This is a genomic window from Antrihabitans stalactiti (assembly GCF_012932915.1).
GTDB lineage: Bacteria > Actinomycetota > Actinomycetes > Mycobacteriales > Mycobacteriaceae > Antrihabitans > Antrihabitans stalactiti.
The window spans coordinates 445334-463256 of record NZ_VCQU01000004.1 but is presented as its reverse complement, the minus strand read 5'-3'; the positions used below and the strand labels follow the sequence as shown (position 1 = coordinate 463256).

Annotated in this window: 13 protein-coding genes; 11 read left to right on the top strand and 2 right to left on the bottom strand. The window is 63.6% G+C overall.

The features are described 5' to 3' along the window. Positions 1 to 16 precede the first annotated feature (16 nt). The 7 genes from eccCa to FGL95_RS32950 all read left to right on the top strand — a co-directional run bounded on the left by eccCa (position 17) and on the right by FGL95_RS32950 (position 9704). On the top strand, positions 17 to 4042 hold the full coding sequence (gene eccCa, locus FGL95_RS14530) for a type VII secretion protein EccCa (RefSeq protein ID WP_169587902.1): 4026 nt from the start codon (positions 17 to 19) through the stop codon (positions 4040 to 4042). After that, positions 4024 to 5391: a type VII secretion-associated protein gene (locus FGL95_RS14525; RefSeq protein WP_169587900.1), complete on the top strand. Its 1368-nt coding sequence runs from the start codon at positions 4024 to 4026 to the stop codon at positions 5389 to 5391. The genes eccCa and FGL95_RS14525 overlap by 19 nt, the downstream gene beginning before the upstream one ends. Before the next feature lie 138 nt (positions 5392 to 5529). Next, entirely contained in the window at positions 5530 to 5841 is a 312-nt protein-coding gene (locus tag FGL95_RS14520; RefSeq protein WP_169587898.1) for a WXG100 family type VII secretion target, read from the top strand. A 32-nt stretch (positions 5842 to 5873) separates the two neighbouring features. After that, positions 5874 to 6173: a WXG100 family type VII secretion target gene (locus FGL95_RS14515; RefSeq protein WP_169587896.1), complete on the top strand. Its 300-nt coding sequence runs from the start codon at positions 5874 to 5876 to the stop codon at positions 6171 to 6173. Positions 6174 to 6308: 135 nt separating this feature from the next. Beyond that, positions 6309 to 7862 (top strand): FAD/NAD(P)-binding protein, encoded by a 1554-nt coding sequence (locus tag FGL95_RS14510; RefSeq protein WP_169587894.1) that lies wholly within the window; start codon positions 6309 to 6311, stop codon positions 7860 to 7862. A gap of 7 nt (positions 7863 to 7869) precedes the next feature. Next, positions 7870 to 8313 carry a hypothetical protein gene (locus tag FGL95_RS14505; RefSeq protein ID WP_169587892.1) on the top strand — a complete coding sequence of 148 codons (444 nt, stop codon included), beginning with the start codon at positions 7870 to 7872 and terminating at the stop codon, positions 8311 to 8313. Further along, complete coding sequence (locus tag FGL95_RS32950) at positions 8310 to 9704, top strand: FHA domain-containing protein (protein WP_338079860.1); 1395 nt, start codon at positions 8310 to 8312, stop codon at positions 9702 to 9704. The genes FGL95_RS14505 and FGL95_RS32950 overlap by 4 nt, the downstream gene beginning before the upstream one ends. On the opposite strand, the gene FGL95_RS14495 is transcribed toward FGL95_RS32950, so the two are convergent. Beyond that, positions 9695 to 11797 (bottom strand): cation:proton antiporter domain-containing protein, encoded by a 2103-nt coding sequence (locus FGL95_RS14495; protein WP_169587890.1) that lies wholly within the window; start codon positions 11795 to 11797, stop codon positions 9695 to 9697. The genes FGL95_RS32950 and FGL95_RS14495 overlap by 10 nt on opposite strands. 73 nt (positions 11798 to 11870) lie before the next feature. Here FGL95_RS14495 and FGL95_RS14490 point away from each other — a divergent pair, with 73 nt between their 5' ends. After that, a complete protein-coding gene (locus FGL95_RS14490; protein WP_169587888.1) occupies positions 11871 to 12680 on the top strand; it encodes a serine/threonine-protein kinase in 810 nt (269 codons plus the stop codon). A gap of 59 nt (positions 12681 to 12739) precedes the next feature. On the opposite strand, the gene FGL95_RS14485 is transcribed toward FGL95_RS14490, so the two are convergent. Beyond that, complete coding sequence (locus FGL95_RS14485; RefSeq protein ID WP_169587886.1) at positions 12740 to 14191, bottom strand: neutral zinc metallopeptidase; 1452 nt, start codon at positions 14189 to 14191, stop codon at positions 12740 to 12742. Positions 14192 to 14376: 185 nt separating this feature from the next. On the opposite strand from FGL95_RS14485, the gene FGL95_RS14480 reads away from it, so the two are divergent. The 3 genes from FGL95_RS14480 to rpsI all read left to right on the top strand — a co-directional run bounded on the left by FGL95_RS14480 (position 14377) and on the right by rpsI (position 17852). After that, positions 14377 to 16743, top strand: a complete 2367-nt coding sequence (locus tag FGL95_RS14480) for an ATP-binding cassette domain-containing protein (protein ID WP_169587883.1) — start codon at positions 14377 to 14379, stop codon at positions 16741 to 16743. Between the two features lie 177 nt (positions 16744 to 16920). Then, positions 16921 to 17364: a 50S ribosomal protein L13 gene (rplM, locus tag FGL95_RS14475; protein WP_169587881.1), complete on the top strand. Its 444-nt coding sequence runs from the start codon at positions 16921 to 16923 to the stop codon at positions 17362 to 17364. Next, positions 17361 to 17852, top strand: a complete 492-nt coding sequence (rpsI, locus tag FGL95_RS14470) for a 30S ribosomal protein S9 (RefSeq protein WP_169587879.1) — start codon at positions 17361 to 17363, stop codon at positions 17850 to 17852. Before rplM ends, rpsI begins: the two co-directional genes overlap by 4 nt. Positions 17853 to 17923: the final 71 nt, after the last annotated feature.

Below are 17923 nucleotides of genomic sequence, written 5' to 3'. Positions count from 1 at the left end.
GGGGGGAGGTGTTCAGATGAGCACGGTTCGTTTTCAGCGTAGGTCTCGGCGTGAGGTGCCTAGGTCGCCCGGCGGCGAAGTGACGCTGCAGCCACCTCCGGAGGTGCCCCGGGTAACTCCTGGAAACCTTCTGATGAAGATGCTGCCGCTCGTCATGGTCGTCGCGATGGTCGGCATGATGGCCCTGCTATTCACCTCCGGCGGAATCGGTTCCAACCCGTACAGCCTGCTGTTCCCCGTGATGATGTTGTTCTCGATGGTCGGCATGTTCGCCGGCCAGGGACGCAGCGGCGGACCGAAGACCGCCGAGTCGAACGAAGACCGCAAGGACTACCTGCGGTATCTCGACCAGTTGCGGCGGGATGTCTACGAAACCGGCGCCCAACAGCGCAAAGCGCTCGAGTGGAGCCACCCCGATCCTCATCTGCTGTGGACGCTGGCGGGCACCGGCCGAATGTGGGAGCGACGGATCACCGATTCCGATTACTGCCACGCCCGAGTAGGGAAAGGCAGCCAGCGGTTGGCTACCCGGCTTGTTGCTCCCCAGACCGGTCCGGTCGAGGAACTCGAGCCCGTCGCCGCGGTCTCGCTGCGCCGGTTCGTTCGCGCACATTCGGTAGTGCCCGAACTCCCGACCGCGGTGTCGCTTCGCGGATTCGCAGTGATCGCGCTGGATGGCGACCGCGAGTCGGCTCGGGCAATGGTTCGGTCGATGCTGGCTCAGTTGTGCACCTTTCACGGTCCTGATCAGCTGCAGGTTGCTGTGGTCTGCGGGCCTGACACGGCACGTGAGTGGGAATGGATCAAGTGGCTGCCCCATTCGCAGCATCCCGAGGGGATCGACGGCGTCGGCAGCCAACGGATGATCTACGGCTCGATCATCGAGTTGAACGCCGCGCTGAGTTCGACGCTGCTCATGCGCAACAAATACTCGCGCAACGCGCCGCCGCAGGCTGGGGTAGCGCAGATCGTCGTTGTCGTCGACGGTGGTCTGCTCGAGGCTGACACCGAGAACGACGTGATCGCCGACGGTGGCGTCGATTCGCTCACCGTTATGGATCTGTGTGGCTACCTTCCTCGGCTTGCCGCGACCCGCGGGTTGCAGTTGGTCGTGGAGAACGGCCAGATCGGTGCGCGCAGCGGCCAGGGCGTCGAGACGTTCGCGTCCGTCGATCAGATGAGTACACATCAGGTGCAGAACGTCGCTCGGCGGCTCGCGCCGTTCCGGGCGCCGGCGCGCCGGACCGCCGACACAGCCGACGAAGGCGAGGTCATCTCGTCGTGGAGTCAACTGCTCGGACTCGGCGACGTCGGCATGCTGAACCCGGAGCACACCTGGCGGATCCGAATCGGGCGCGACCGGCTTCGAGTCCCGATCGGGCTCGCAGCCGATGGCACGCCGGTCGAGATCGACCTGAAGGAAGCTGCGGAAAACGGCATGGGTCCGCACGGACTGTGCATCGGCGCTACGGGTTCCGGAAAGTCGGAGTTCCTGCGCACGTTGGTCGTGGGTCTGCTCGCCACCCATTCACCGGATCAGCTCAACCTCGTCCTCGTCGACTTCAAGGGCGGCGCGACCTTCCTCGGTCTCGACAGTGCGCCGCACGTCGCTGCGGTCATCACCAATCTCGAAGAAGAATCGGCGCTGGTCGACCGCATGCGTGACGCACTCGCGGGCGAGATGAATCGCAGGCAGGAGCTGCTCCGATCGGCAGGCAATTTCGCGAACGTCTCGGACTACGAGAAGGCGCGGGCAGCCGGAGCCGACCTCGACCCACTTCCCGCGCTGTTCGTCGTGATCGACGAGTTCTCCGAATTGCTCACGCAGCAGCCGGATTTCGCGGATCTTTTCGTCGCGATCGGCCGGCTGGGCCGCTCGTTGCACATGCATCTGCTCCTGGCCAGTCAACGGCTCGACGAAGGTAAACTACGCGGCCTCGACAGCCACCTTTCCTACCGAATCGGTTTGAAAACGTTCTCCGCCAACGAATCTCGTACTGTCCTCGGTGTTCCCGACGCCTACCACCTGCCTGCCAACCCTGGCGCGGGTTACCTGCGTTCGGATGCGTCGGAAATCGCGCGGTTCCAAGGTGCGTACGTGTCAGGTCCGTACACCGGCCGGGGTCGGGCCCGCGAATCGACCGAGGTCGGGCGCTCCGACATCGACGTCAAAGTCCGCGCCTTCACCGCCGCGCCTGTCGCGCTGGACGCGTCGCAATTGCAGCCGGCACCTGTCGTCATCGCGCCCGACCCGGCCGAAGTCGAGGGGGACAGTCCGACGGTGATGCAGGTTGTCGTCGACCGGATTCGCGGACGCGGCACGCCCGCGCACGAGATCTGGCTGCCGCCGCTCGATGAAGCGCCGACCTTGGACGAACTGATCCCACGCTCGATCCTCGTCGAACCTCCGCCTCGGGTATCACCGCTGCGCGCCCCGATCGGCATCGTCGACAGGCCCTACGACCAGCGGCGGGATCCGCTGATCCTCGACGTGTCCGGTTCCAAGGGCAACGTCGCGATCGTCGGCGGCCCACAGTCGGGCAAGTCGACGGCGTTGCGCGGGCTCATCATGTCCATGTCCTTGACGCACTCGTCCGAACAGGTGCAGTTCTACTGCCTCGACTTCGGCGGTGGCACCCTGCTCGGGCTCGAAGGCCTGCCACATGTGGGGTCGGTCGCGAATCGGCTCGACGAAGATCGGGTCCGGCGGACGGTCGCCGAAATGACATCCATCGTCCGGCATCGGGAAGAACTGTTCCGCCAGCTCGGCATCGAATCGATGACCGAATTCCGGCGGTTGCGTGGGTCCGATCCCAGCCAAGGCGGTCCGGCTGCGGGAGTCGCTGTCGATCCGTTCGGCGACGTGTTCCTGGTGATCGACGGGTTCGGCAGCATTCGCCAGGATTTCGAGATCCTCGAACAGCAGATCATCAACCTTGCAGTGCAGGGCTTGTCCTATGGCGTCCATGTCGTGATCTCCTGCGCTCGCTGGGGCGAGGTGCGGCCCGCGCTCAAGGACCAGCTGGGTACCCGAATCGAACTTCGGCTCGGTGATCCGGCGGATTCCGATCTCGGCCGCAAGGTCGGCTTGCTGGTGCCGGAAGGTCGGCCGGGGCGCGGCATCACTCGGGAAGCCTTGCATCTACTCATGGCGTTGCCCCGAGTCGACGGCAACTCGAACCCGAGCGACCTACGCGACGGCGTGGCGGATGCCGTTGCCGCCATCGCCGCGGCCACGCATGGACGCAGTGCGCCGCCGGTCCGAATGCTGCCCGACCGGCTCTCGCGCGCCGAACTCCTGCGCGCCGCCGGAGATTGGCCGAGGCAACTCGACCCCGCGCAGAAGTGTTTGCGAATTCCTATCGGACTGGACGAGGCCGACCTGGCTCCCGTCTTCATCAACTTCGCAGACCAGTTGCACTTCATGATCTTTGGTGATGTCGAGTGTGGAAAGTCGACGTTGCTGCGCGGGATCTGCGAAGGCCTGATCGAGGCGAACACACCCGAGCAAGCGAAGCTGATCATCTGCGATACCCGACGGACCATGCTCGGTGCATTCGAGGGTCCGCACATCGCCGGTTATGCGGCGGTCCACGACACGATCGCGGCGATGCTGACCGAGCTTGCCGGAATCCTGTCTCGTCGGATGCCACCGCCGGACATCACCCAGCAGCAATTGCGAGATCGGTCGTGGTGGACAGGTCCGGAGATCTACGTCGTCGTCGATGATTACGACCTGCTGTCGAGCGCCACCACCGGCAACCCACTCACACCGCTCATCGAATATTTGCCGCTCGCAAAGGATCTCGGTTTTCACGTGATCATCGCGCGCCGTTCGGGCGGTGCGGCGCGGTCGCTGTACGAACCGGTGATCGCGCGGATGCGCGACGTGTCGCCTGCCGGTCTCGTGATGAGCGGAAACCGCGACGAGGGCTATCTCATCGGCACAGTTCGCGGTTCTGCGATGCCGCCGGGTCGTGGAACGTTGGCGACGCGCTCGGTCACCGGTCTGATGCAGGTCGCGTGGCTACCGCCCCTATAGGCCTCGCATTCGCGGTCCACCTCAGTGAGACCCGAGTGTGGGCGCGGTACGGGCGCGAGGACTGGGACGGACCAGCGGGTATCGATGATGCCAACCAGGTTTCGATGCCGCCCAGCTGGTTCATCGACAGTGGCTATTGCGCCGTCGGCGCGAGGATGATTCCCGTAGTCGAATCGATGGCTCGAGTGTTCTGGCAAGCCGCGCTCGAAGTGGGTGCCGGAGCGCCTGCCGATCTCGCGGTAGTCACGCACCCTACGCACTGGGGTGCCGGACGCCAGAACGTCGTCGCTGCAGCAGGCAGGCAATGTGCAAACGAGGTTCTTACGTTGGCGGTTGCGACCGCGGTCGTACGCGCCCATATGTACCGTGCCTCGCCCTCGGCTACAGCGCGGCGCTTCGTGGTCCTCGAATGTGGTTCCGTGGCAACGATTGCGAGCCGTGTCGACTCCGACGGCCGCGTGCTTTCGTGCGAAGTGGAAACCGAGCTAGGGCTCGATGATTCCGTCGACCGCTTAGGCGAGTTTGCCGACCTTGCGGCTCGGGTTGCCGGCACCGACGATGTCGATGCGGTGTTGGTATGTGGCGAGTTGACCGACCACAAGCCCGCGTTGATTGCCGCGCTCGCAACGGCATTCGGGCACTCGCGTATTCACGTGGTCGCTTCGCGTGAGGTCGCACGCAGTGCCGCACGACTGCCCATCGCAACACAACCCCGCCCGCAGCAATCGGATCCGGAGCCTGCGCCGCGCGCGCAATGGCTCCAAGAGCCGGCGTCCGCACCCCAACGTCGTCGTGTGTGGCCCGTGGTCGCCGCGGTGCTGTTGGTCGTCGCGCTGCTCGGTGCGGGGATTGTGCTCGCGGCACGCACAATCGACAAAACCGATTCGCCCAGCACGTCGGCGACCGACGGCATTCCGGTGGTGTTGGGTCGGGCAAGCATGACGCTTCCGCCCGGCTGGCATGTCAAGGACACCGAGCAATCTGTGCCTGGTTACGGCAACCGGCTGACCCTCGTTCCGGACGGAGGCCCTGATCGCCGAATCACGGTCACGCAGACCGCACTTCGCTCGGCATTCACGCAGGAGCAGGCCGCCGCGACGCTTCGGCAGAAGATTGCCGAAAACGACCGTGGTGCAACGTTCTCCGAGGTCGAAACCGGTGTCGATTTCGGCGGGCGACAAGTGATCTTCTACGTCGAGTCGCCGGAGGAGTACTCGCAGGTCAAGTGGCATGTTATCGTGGAAAACGGCACTCAAGTCAGTGTCGGCTGTCAGTTCTTGTTGGGGGAATGGAACTTACTGGCGGGGGAATGCGAACGGCTCGTGCGGTCAGTTGTTATCGCGCGATGAATCGCCAGCCGGGGGATCACAAACTTTCTCGAATTGATGGGAACCGGTTGGGCCCTAACGGCGTCCAATCAAATGTAGGGGTGAGGCGGCGCAGCTCAACGGGGGCAGCCGTACAGAACACGACGAGAGGGATTCATCATGTCGAATTTGAAGGCGACCCCGGCGGAGTTGACATCCGGGGCTGAACGGGTCGATCGGGAAAAGGACGCATTGGCGGCAATTCTCGGCCAGGTCAGAGGCAAGGTTGAAGGGTCCTCCAGCGTCTGGGCAAGCGATTCTTCGGCCCAGTTCGTCCTCCTGATGCAGAAGTACGACGACGCGTCGAACAAGCTGCACACGAGCTTGACCGAGATCGCTGACAATCTCCGCGCCAACGCGAGGGGCTACGACACCACCGAGGTAGCGAATGTCGACGCGGTGAAGAGCGTCAACTCCCTTCTCAATCTCTGAGCCGAATCGCCGTAAACACTTAAGGAGCAGCCATGACACAGAGCGGAAGTATCAAGCAGGATTTCGGTGGCGTCTCGGCGCTGTCGACTGATCTCAACGCCGACGCGGCGAAACTGAACTCCACGCACGACGACCTCCAGAGCACGGTGAAGGCGTTGTTCACGACGTGGGACGGTTCGACGAGCACGTCGTACCTGGCGCAGCAGAACAAGTGGAATGCAGCCCACCAAGAGCTGATCCACGTTCTCCAGACCATCGCGAAGGTCGTCGAAGACGGCAACGTGAGCATGAAGAGCACCGAGGACCGCGAAGCGCTGCGCTGGGTCACCTAATTCGACCCCGTTCGCGCCCGAAATGCCCGGTATTCAACTACCGGGCATTTCGTTGTTTTATTACGATTTCGCAGGTCAGGGCAGCATCCGATCGGAAACACGCGGCAGCAACGGGAGCCAGGTACGATCGCCGAAATGCGAGGGGATCTGAATCAGCAGTTGATCGAAACGGATGTCTGGACCGACGACATGGTGATCGCGTCCGGTATTCCGATCGTGGATGTTCCCTTTGTGACCGTGGGCAGTGGCATCGGTTCGTTCGTCACATTCGACACCCTCCGCATCTATGGCGTTCCAGCCCAGTCGATGGCCGTCCTTGGACCGCAAACCGTCCCGTGGCAGAGCTACGAGTACCTGACCCGCGTGTCGCAGATTCCGCGGCAAGAGCGACTACGTTCGGATTCGCAGTCGCAGCCGGACAACATCTGGGGCTTTCCGTCGTATGCGGTACGCGAAGCGTTCTCCGCGAAGAACCCGGCCGATTTCGTGAAGCCGCTGTGGAACGTCCTGACCGAACCGATCTTCTCCAACTACTACACGCCGCGCGCGGGCCAGGTTTTCACCGCGATGGAGAAGGAGTTCCACCGGATCGGCTACGGCCAGTCGCTGCGCAACGGTGTTGTGCGAATGATCCGGCGCCGCTCGGGTGGTGGTTACTTCACAATCCTCACGCCGCCTGCCGGCGCAGCCCCGACGAAGCGAATCGCCTTCCGCAGCAACTACGTTCATGTCGCGATCGGTTATCCGGGCCTGAAGTTGCTCGACGATCTGCAGGAGTACCGCGAACGCTATCGCGACCCGTCCCGCGTCGTGAACGCCTACGAACCGCACGAACATCTCTATCAGGCCCTGCAGCGCCGGCCGAGCACGGTGATGATTCGCGGCAGCGGCATCGTCGCGTCCCGAGTATTGCAGCGACTCTGCGACGATCGCGAGCGATTCAACCTCAACACCACGATTCTGCATCTGTTCCGCACGTATGTGGACAAGCCGCACGGCGCCAACGTCTTTTCGCGCCGCAAGGGCAAGGACGGTTGGGCGTTCCAGGGCTTCAACTACCCGAAGTCGGTGTGGGGTGGTCAGCTGAAAGCAAAGGTTCGGAAGCTCGAAGGCGAGGAACGCGCGCGGGCATACAAAGAAATGGGTGGCACTAACACCCCGATCCGCAAGAACTGGCAGGCCCAGCTCAAGCGCGGTCGTGCCGAGGGCTGGTACCAGGTGATGGCAGGCACGGCCAGGGACCTGCGGCCCGCACCGAACGGCCAGGGCGTGATCTCGACGATCGTCCCGGATCCTGCTGCGCCGCTGCCGTTTCCGCCTCCGACGCAACCGTTCGATACGCCGATCGACTACGTCATCGACTGTACGGGTCTGGAGGCCGACATCCGTGAGCATCGGTTGCTCGCGGATCTGCTCGACCATACGGGCGCCGGACGCAACCCGGTCGGGCGACTCGACGTGGACCGGACCTTCGAACTGATAGGAACTCGCAGCGGGACGGGCAAGATCTACGCATCGGGCACGGCAACCCTCGGCGGGTACTTCCCAGGCGTCGATACCTTCCTCGGGTTGCAGATCGCTGCGCAGGAGATCAGCGACGACCTGGCAGCCAACGGCTTCGTAAAGCGGATGGGTCCGTTGCGATCGACGCACCAATGGTGGCTATGGGCCAGAAACAAGAGGATCTGACACCGACATGCTTCCAACTCTCAATGGCCGCATCCAAACCCGCGTGCTCGGGCTCGGCATCATCGGGTTCTTCGTCGCCCTCATCATCACTCCGGTCCTGCCGACCGGCGATCTGTCGCTTGGGCAGAGCTATCGCGTGACGATGAGCGTGTTGCTCGCGGTTGTTCTCGTCGGCGTGCTGTGGGAACTGGTCTATCACGGGCTGCAGCAGTTTCGCTGGGAGAAGGACTGGCCGACGCTGTTCGGATTGATCACTATGGTCAATGAAGGCCTCGTGATTTGGCTTCTCTTGCGGTACACCAGCATTATCGTCGGAGAGGATCTACATCCGTCGCTCACTGCGTTCCTGATTCAGTTCATCATCACGTGGTTGGCGTTCTGGATCATCGTCAACGGACCGATGCGCCTCGTATTTCACCGTTGGCGGTTTTCGGGAGGAAGGTTCATGTGACCACAAGCCAGGTCGAAGTCGTTCCAGGCAGTCACCTCGTCGCGACCACTTCGGGCGTCATTGTCGTTGTCGCTCATCGTGAGTCGTCGTCGCTGACCGCAGGTTCCGCAGCGGCCAAAGCGTGGCAGCAGCTCAACGATCTGGTCGTCGCGGCGACGGAGCAGGAACCGGATCGGCCGGGCAGAGTGATCGCGAAGGCAGCGACACGGTGGATTGTGAACACCGACGACGAGATCGAGTTCGGCATCTTGTCGCCGGCAGACAACGGCCTTGCCATCTTCTTGCACGGGGGAGTGACGGCAATCGTCACCGGACCGAATGGCGAGCAGGAGGTGTTCCGCGGAAGCGACGCCGCGTTCACCGTCGACCGGATTGCGGCAGCATCCATCGTCGCCGGACTGTTCGTCGATGACGAGGGTGGCGAGGTCGCTGAGTTGCCCGACGAACCGGGTATCAGTTCGCTGGTCGAGGGCGTAGCGCCAGGGTCCGGAGCGATACTGTGGTTCGGCGACCTCCAGATGGGCAGCACCGCGCCGCGCCAGAGCCCGAAACCGAAAGCCACACCGCCCGAGCAGAAGAAGCCGTCGGTGCTGCGCAAACTCTTCCCGGCGCCGACAGACGACCTCCCCGCGACCGCGATGATGAAGGCCGTCGATCTCGAGGACATCGACGACGACGATTACGACGACGAGCCGCAATCGCCGCCCAAACTTCCGCCACTACCCGAGCCGGACCCACTCCTGCAGCCCACCGCGCTGTCGAAGCGTCCGGAACCGTTGCTCAAGCCTCCGGCGATATCGTCTCGTATCGATCTGCTCGACGAACCAGTCCTGCCCCGCCAGCCTTTGCCCGAAGGCGACGCGCCGCGGCCCGGCAAGCGCGACCGGACGAACGACACGACCGAGAAGGGTGTGATCGGCACCCGGGTCCGGGGGTTCAAATGCGCGCGCCAGCACTTGAACGATCCGCGCGTCGCGTTCTGTCGCGTCTGCGGCCTTCGCATGGACCAGCTGACAGGCATCTTGTCCGAAGACGTGCGTCCGCCGCTCGGTCTGCTCGTCGTCGACGACGGCACCACGTTCGTGCTGGACAACGATTGCGTCATCGGCCGCGACCCGGAGAACTCCGACGCAGCCAGGCGCGGACTCACACCGATTCGGCTACAGGATTCCTCGGGCGGAATGTCGCGCGCGCACGCCGAGTTCCGATTGATCGAGTGGGACGTGGCAGTCGTGGACCGTGGCTCGACCAACGGAACGCACGTTCGTCCGCCCGGCGCCCTCGAATGGACCAGGCTCGCGCCAGGCCAGCCGTTCACTCTGACGCCCGGCGCCGAGGTGATGGTCGGCGGCCGGACCGTCACGTTCGACTCGCCGCACGCTCACCTCTGAGCAACGCGGGCGTCGACCACCGCCGTTATCTCGTCTCTGAGATTGATCTCCGAGCCCCCCGTGCGGTCGATGACTCGCGCTGCCGCGGTGATTCGGTTCTGGGCGATCGATGAATCGGTAAGCGGCACGACGGCTATCGCGGTTCCCGCCGTCTGCAACGGCTCCAGTGAATAGGTCAGTTTCCGTTTGACCTTTGCTGCATCTGCTGACACGACGCCGATCAGTTCCGCTCCCCGCACGAGCGCTGCACGACCGGCCACGAGGACCGCCCGGCGAGCATCACCTGAGCCGTCGTCGCGCACCAGCAGCCGTCCGTCGGCCAGCGCGAGCGCCGCCTCGGTTCCGGATCCGAACCACACATCGGGTAGCTCCGACGACACGACGAGCACGGTCACATCGTCGAGCTCGTCGAATGCCTCCTTGTTCCGCCGCGTCCATTCGGCACTCACGACGAGTGCTTCGGCGTCGGTGGTCACGATCTGCCGCTGCACGTCGCGACCCGGTTCGGAACTGAATCGGCACAGCACCTTGATCCGTGTAGTCACCCCGGACTCGTGCGCGAACCGTTCCAGCCCCTCGACCGCTTCGGCCATCCCCACAAGATCAGGGAGAGCGCCTGCACCGAGTTCCAAGCCACGAGGATTGTGATCGGCTGCCGGCAGGAATCTGGAGAGCAGAATTTCCCCGGGTTCACGTCCGGCGATCGCCGCGTCGGCCAAGCGGAGCATTCGCTCGGTGGCAACTCCGGGCGGTCCGTCGACGACGACGAGAATTCGGTGTTTCTGCTCTGTGCCGAGCGCTGACTTGGCCGCAGCCTCGATGTCGCGCTGAATTGCTTTCTCCGGATAGACGATCCGCAACAATGGTTCGGCGAGCGCCGTGGTGATCAGCGCCATCAACACCATCATCGTGAACAATTCGGTATCGAGGACGCCGAGTTCTTTTCCGACCGACAGAATGACGAGCTCGGTGAGCCCACGGGTATTCATCAGAATTGCGATTGCACCACTTTGTTGGCGGGGCATTCGTTGCATCCGGGCGCCGCCATAGGCACCGATGAATTTGCCACCGATGGCCACAGCGAGAATCAGCAGCAGTTGCAGTGGTGCCGAGCCCGTCAGACCGACGATGTTCACACCGAATCCGGTGACGACGAAGAAGAGCGGCAGCAGGAGCAGCACACTCATCTGTTCGAGCTTTTCGAGAATTTCCTGCGTCATTTCGTGGGCGCCCTCGCGGGGGAGGATCGCGCCGAACAGGAACGCACCGAAGATCTCGTGGATCCCGATTTTCGCGGTGATGAACGCGCACACCAGAACACCGACGAGGACGACCGCCAAGATGTCCGGCGTCACTCGACCGGCGCGCTTGTACCAACCGAGGAGACGGACCAAGAGCGGGCGAACCACGGTGAACATCACGACCGCGAATACGGCCGACATCGCGACGATTTTGAGTACCTCGAGCGGGCTGCCGCCCTTGACGACTGCGACGACGAACGCCAGCAGCGTCCACGCGATGATGTCGTCCACGGCCGCTGACGCGAGTGCGAGAACGCCCACGGTCGTGCGATGCATCTTGCGGTCGGCCAGGATTCGCGCAAGCACTGGGAACGCAGTGATCGACATGGCCACACCCATGAACAACGTGAGCGCGAGCATCGAGACGGCTTTCTCTTTCCCGCCTTCGCCGATCACGTGGTCGTGCAACGGATGCAAGATCAGTGTTGCCGCCGCGCCGAGCGCGAAAGGAAATACGATCGACAGCAACGAAATCGTGCCTGCTGTTCGTCCGCGGCCCCGAATAAGTGCGACATCGAGTTCCAGACCCACGATGAACATGAACAGCACCAAGCCGAGCGAGGCTAGTACTTTGAGATACGGAACGACATCAGGGGGAAACAGGTGGCCATCGAGATCGCCGGGGAGCGCGCCGAGCAAGCTGGGTCCGAGTGCGATGCCTGCGACGATCTCGCCCACGACGGCCGGCTGGCGAACGAAACGCGCGGCACGTCCGAACAACCGCGCGACGACGATGATCACCGCGATATCGATCAACACGAACGCGAAAACTTCGGCCCCAGAATGTTTCACGATCCTGAGTTCACCATGACCACCGTCTCGCTGTCATCACCGGTCGAAAACAAGGAAGCGCGAGGATTTTCCTATGCGAGTTGACGCAGCAATTCCGGCCGCCATCGCGGACTATCGAATTCTCCGGCTGCTCGGCGAAGGTAATCACGGCCGCTACTACCTGGCAGAAGCCCCCGAGCGGCTCGGTCTGGCAACGGACCGGGTTGCGTTGAAGGTCTTCGCCGGTCAGGTCAGCGAAGACGCATATCGACGTGGGGTTCGCGAATTGCGTGCGTTCGCGGCGGTCCGGTCGCCTCATCTGGTGCGAATCTACGACGCCGTGCTCGAAGACAACTTCCTGTATGCGATGGAGTACTTTCCGATGGGCTCGCTCGCGTCGCCTGCCCGTCCGCTCGAACGCCGGGAGATCTTGCGCGCGTTGGCGGATGCCAGCCGAGCGGTCCACGAGCTGCACGAGGCAGGCATGGTCCACGGTGACATCAAGCCGGCCAACGTCATGGTCGACGACACCGGCGGCAAGCTGTCGGATCTGGGTCTGGTCCGAGTACTCAACTCGTCGAATACGGTCACCTCTATGGCGCCTGCAACCTCGGTCGAGTTTCTCGATCCCGAGCTGCTCTACGGTGAGACGCCCTCACGGGCAAGCGACGTCTGGGCGCTCGGCGCGACCATCAATCGCGCCCTGACCGGCGAAGGCCTCTACGGTGAATTGCCGGTCGGGCAGCCGATGCTCGCTATCCGTGCCGTGCACGCGGGGAAGGCGCGCATCTCCCCGCTGCTCACCCCAGACGAAGCCGCGCTGGTCGAATTGTGCCTGGCGCCCAAGGGAACTCGCCTTCGCACCGCCGCCGCCGTCGCCGATCGGATCGACGCCCTCCGCTGAACCCTCGTGAGTCTTTTAGGAGTCCCTGGACTCCTAAAAGACTCACGAGGGGTGGGCTGCTACGCGTAGCGCTTGCAGGCGTCCTCGCCGCCGAGGACCCCGGTGCGGAATGCGTCGACGCGGGAGAAGCCGGCATCGACCGTTGTGCCGTCGACGTCGCTCGCCGCTAGTCCGTCCTGCAAGAGTCCGGAGACAGCCTCGTCGAGATCGCCGGGAGACAGCGAGAAATCCTTTGTCGGATTGTTCGACGATCCGAGCACGGCGGTGACGAATCCCGAGAGGCACGACGTGCGCAGCGCCGCCTTCGGGCCGGTCAGCGAGTCGCCGTTCTCCTTCTGCTTGGCGAGGGCGAATCGCGATGCCACGAGCACGTAGGCGTTGTAATCGCCGGTCACCGTTGTGGGTAGGCGAACCGAGTTGTCGGCGTCCATCATCACGGCAGCGCGTTCTTCGAGCGCGGTGAGGTCGATGCCGACTTTGTTGGAATCCGGGCAGTACGTCGCGGCCGGAGTCGCCTTAGCGTCTGAGCATCCGAGGTCGGTACCCGAGTAGTCGACCTCCGGGCTGTTCGACAGGGTCAAGATCTCGTCGAGTGCCGTCGTGAACGTATCGAGGACTTGCTCGTCGGGCTGGAGCTCACCGGTGTCGGATGCGCTCTCGAACATGGTCGGCGGCAGGCCGAGTCGACGGGCCTTGATCTCGGAGAGGTCGATCTTCTTGCACGCGGACGGACCCTCGGTGAACCCGGCCTGGACCGCGCTCACCCGCTCGAATGCCGAACCGTGCGGCGAACCGTCGGACGAATCCTCCGGAGCGTCACGGACCGAAATGATCGTTGCAAGAACGGAGTTCAGGCCGTCCGAGGTGTTGACCGTGAAGTGGGCGGACCCACCCTCGGCGACGTGGCGCATGAATGCGCCGGCGAAACAGTCGGCTTGCTGCTCGGCAACGATGACTTCGGAGCGCGAGTTGCCGACGATGCCGGCGAGATCCTGAATCGCGTGACCGTACTCGTGCGCGAGCACCGTGACGATGGAAATGTCACCGAACTGATCGCGGAGGGTGGGCAGCAGAATGGTGCGGTCCCAGCCGATGGTCTTGTCCAGCGGGCAGTACGCCGCGTTGACCAAACCCTTGGTCGCGTCGTCGCAGAATTGCAGCTTGTTCGACTTGTCTTTCGGGTCCCAGGAGATCAGCTTGGTGACCGGCTCGAACTGGCCATCGAAGTACTTCGAATACTCGGCCTTCCAGTACTCCTGCAGGTCGTCCACGGCGTCGATCGCGATGTGGTCGACTTGGCCGTCGTCGGAGTTCTCAGCCTCCAGCGTGGAGTTGGGAACGCCGGGGCGCAATCCGTTCGGACCGTTGGTTGTCGGAAGTCCCGCTACTCGATTCGGATCGGCGTAGATATCGACCGGCTTGCCGTCGATCTGGCCGGCGCAACCAGCGACGATCAGCGTCGCGAAACCCAGAACAACGGCGCTCGCGAGCCGCCCGAACCTCGGTGTCATATGTACCCTTTGCGGAACCTGGCGGTCACCATTCGACATGTGCCAGTATCGGTCTGCCTACAGTACGTTGTGGTGAGGTTCGGGGGGAGTATGACAAATAGGCAATGTTCGACGGGATTTCGCTGGTCCTGAGCAGCTACGCCAGTCAGGCGTGGTGGCCACCTGAATCGAATAGGATCCGCTGCATGAGTTCACCTGCGGTCCAGACCATCACGGTCCGCGTCGACGGTGCGGACCGGGTCTTCGATTCGCGTAGGCCGATCACCTTCGGGCGCGCACCCGAGATCGTCGTGTTCGTCGACCATCCACTTGTGTCACGGGTCCATGCAACCGTTGCGTGGCAAGGGGTTTGGGTCCTCACCGACAACGGCAGTACGAACGGCGTCTTCATCGACGGCCAACGTATCTCGCGTCCGGTCCGCATCGATCGCCCGCTGCAGGCGCGGCTCGGTGATCCCTCGACCGGCCCGCTGGTGGTCCTGATTCCACATCCAGTCAGCGCGCCTCGCCCGCCGACTCCGCCGGTGCGCCCCCCGACCGTCGGAATGACGCAAAAAGCGAGCACCGAACAGATGCCGCCGGTGCGGCAGCGGCCGGAGGCTGCGCGTGTCAGCGCGCCCAGCCGGGTACCGCAGGGTGGCCTCACGATCGGTCGTACGAGTGACAACTCGATCGTCGTCAACGACGTCCTCGCCTCGCGTAAGCATGCCCGGCTCCTGCCGTCGCCACAGGGTCTCGTGATCGAGGACGTCGGCAGCGTCAATGGCACCTTCGTCAACGGCTCGCGGGTGCAGCGCAGCGTGCTCCGCGAGGGCGACACGGTCACCATCGGAAACGTCGACTTCGTCGTCACCGAGGGCACGCTTCGGCTGCGTGCGCGCGGCGCAGCCGAGACCGGTCTGAACCTGCACGGCCTGGGCTTCACGGTCGAGGGCAACAAGCAGCTCCTCGTCGACGTGTCGATGAACGCCAACCCGGGCTCGCTGACCGCGATGATCGGGCCCTCCGGTGCCGGAAAGTCGACGCTCGCGCGAATCATCGCCGGTATCAATCGTCCGACGATGGGCGCGGTCAATTTCGAAGGCCGTAACCTCCACGCCGAATACGAGGCGCTCCGAAGCCGCATCGGCATGGTTCCGCAGGACGACGTTCTGCACCGGCAACTCACGGTTCGGCAGGCCTTGCGATACGCCGCGGAGCTTCGCCTGCCACCGGATACGTCAGCCGCCGATCGCACGAAGGTCATCGACGGCGTCCTGGCCGAGCTCTCGCTGACCGAGCATGCCGACACCCGGGTCGACCGGTTGTCGGGCGGCCAGCGCAAGCGTGCGTCGGTGGCGCTGGAACTGTTGACCAGTCCGTCGCTGCTGATTCTCGACGAGCCGACGTCCGGCTTGGACCCGGCGCTGGACCGCCAGGTCATGGTGATGCTGCGCCAGCTCGCGGACGCAGGCCGTGTCGTTCTCGTCGTCACCCACTCGTTGACTCACCTCGACATGTGCGACCAGGTGCTGCTGCTCGCACCGGGCGGGAAGACGGCGTACTGCGGTAACCCGCGTGGCGTGGGTGCCGCGATGGGTAGCACCGATTGGGCGGAGATCTTCACCCGAGTCGCAGCCGATCCCGACCGCGTCTTCGCGGCTTTCCGAGCGCGGCAGCCACCGCCCGGCCCGCCACCACCACCGCAGCACGGTGCGGTCGGTCGTCCCGCACACACGAGCACGCGGAAACAGATTTCGACGATCGTGCGTCGACAGTTCCGGCTGATCATCGCCGACCGTGGCTATCTGGTTTTCCTCGTGTTGTTGCCGTTCGTCCTCGGCGCGCTGTCCCTGATCGTTCCGGGGACCAACGGTTTCACGAAGTCGGATCCGGAAAAGGCGCTGACCGAACCGCAGCAGATCATGACGCTGCTGATTCTGGGTGCCTGCTTCATGGGCTCGTCACTGACCGTGCGCGATCTCGTCGGTGAGCGGACGATCTTCGAGCGAGAGCGTGCGGTCGGGCTGTTGCCGTCGGCCTACTTGTTCGCGAAGGTCATCGTGTTCTGCCTCGCGGCGTTGTTCCAATCCGCAATCGTCGTCGGCATCGTGCTTCTGCGGAAGAAGGCGCCGGGTGACGGCAACGTCATTCCTATCGGATCGGTGGAGCTGTTCGTCGACATCGCGGTCACGGCGTGCTGTTGCGTCATGGTCGGACTGTTCCTTTCGGCGATCGCAAGGTCGAGCGAACAGGTGATGCCTCTTATCGTGGTCACGATCATGGCGCAACTGGTGATGTGCGGCGGCTTGATTCCGGTGACCGGTCGCGTTGTGCTCGACCAGATCTCCTGGCTCTTCCCGTCTCGTTGGGGCTTCGCAGCCGGCGCATCGACGATCAATCTGCGCGAGCTGCAGATCGATCCGCAACGCGGTCCGGTCCCGCAGCCGGGCGACATCTTGTGGAAGCACACAGACAAGATTTGGGCGCTCGACATCGGCGTGCTCTTCGCGATCGGGTTGATCCTGGCGTTCTTCACCCTGCGCAAACTGCGGCTGAAGAAGTCGAGCTGATCTCGCGTGCGTATGCGCGTTTTGACCTGCCTGTATGCAGCCCGGTAGTCTTCTCGGTTGGCGTGCGGTACGGCCTTCGAAAGTCGTAACGCGAGTCCCGGGTCTCCACTAGCCGCCGGGGATCAACTCGACCGCTCGCTGTGGCTGGCACCACCTACGAACAGACAGGGAAGCACTGTGCCTACGTACAGCCCCAAGGCAGGTGACGTGACCCGAACGTGGCACGTCATCGACGCCACTGACGTAGTGCTCGGCCGTCTTGCCGTTCAAGCAGCGAACTTGCTGCGCGGTAAGCACAAGCCGACCTACGCCCCTAACGTCGACGGCGGCGATTTCGTCGTCATCATCAACGCCGACAAGGTTGCCATCTCTGGCAACAAGCTCACCGGCAAGTTCTTGCACAACCACTCAGGCTTCCCGGGCGGACTTCGGTCGCGCTCTGTCGGCGAGGTGTTGTCGAAGACCCCAGACCGTCTCGTGGAGAAGGCCATCATCGGCATGATCCCGAAGAACAAGCTCGCTAGCGTCATCAGCAGCAAGCTGAAGGTCTACGCAGGCCCGAATCACCCCCACCAGGCGCAACGGCCGGTTCCCTTCGAGATCAAGCAGGTGTCCCAGTGACCGAACCCAACGAGATCGCTGAGTTCGCCGAGGACGCAGTCGAGGTTGTCGAAGACGAGTACACCGAGGTTGCCGAGCGGGCGCCTGTGACGATCGTGATCGATCGTCCGATCCAGACTGTGGGTCGCCGTAAGGAAGCCGTCGCTCGTGTTCGCCTGACCCCAGGCACTGGCCAGTTCAAGCTGAACGGCCGCACGCTGGAGAATTACTTCCCGAACAAGGTGCACCAGCAGCTCGTCAAGTCGCCGCTGGTGCTCGTCGATCGCGCCGAGTCCTTCGATGTCGTCGTGCTGCTGCACGGTGGCGGCCCGTCCGGTCAGGCAGGCGCGCTGCGTCTGGCGATCGCTCGCGCACTGATCGAGGTCACCCCCGACGATCGCCCGGCGCTCAAGCGTGCAGGTTTCCTCACGCGTGACCCGCGCGCCGTCGAGCGCAAGAAGTACGGCCTCAAGAAGGCCCGCAAGGCACCGCAGTACTCGAAGCGTTGATCTAACGCTTCGGCGCAGTACGGAAAGGGAGCAGGCGTCATACTTGGCGCCTGCTCTCTTCGTTTTCTTTC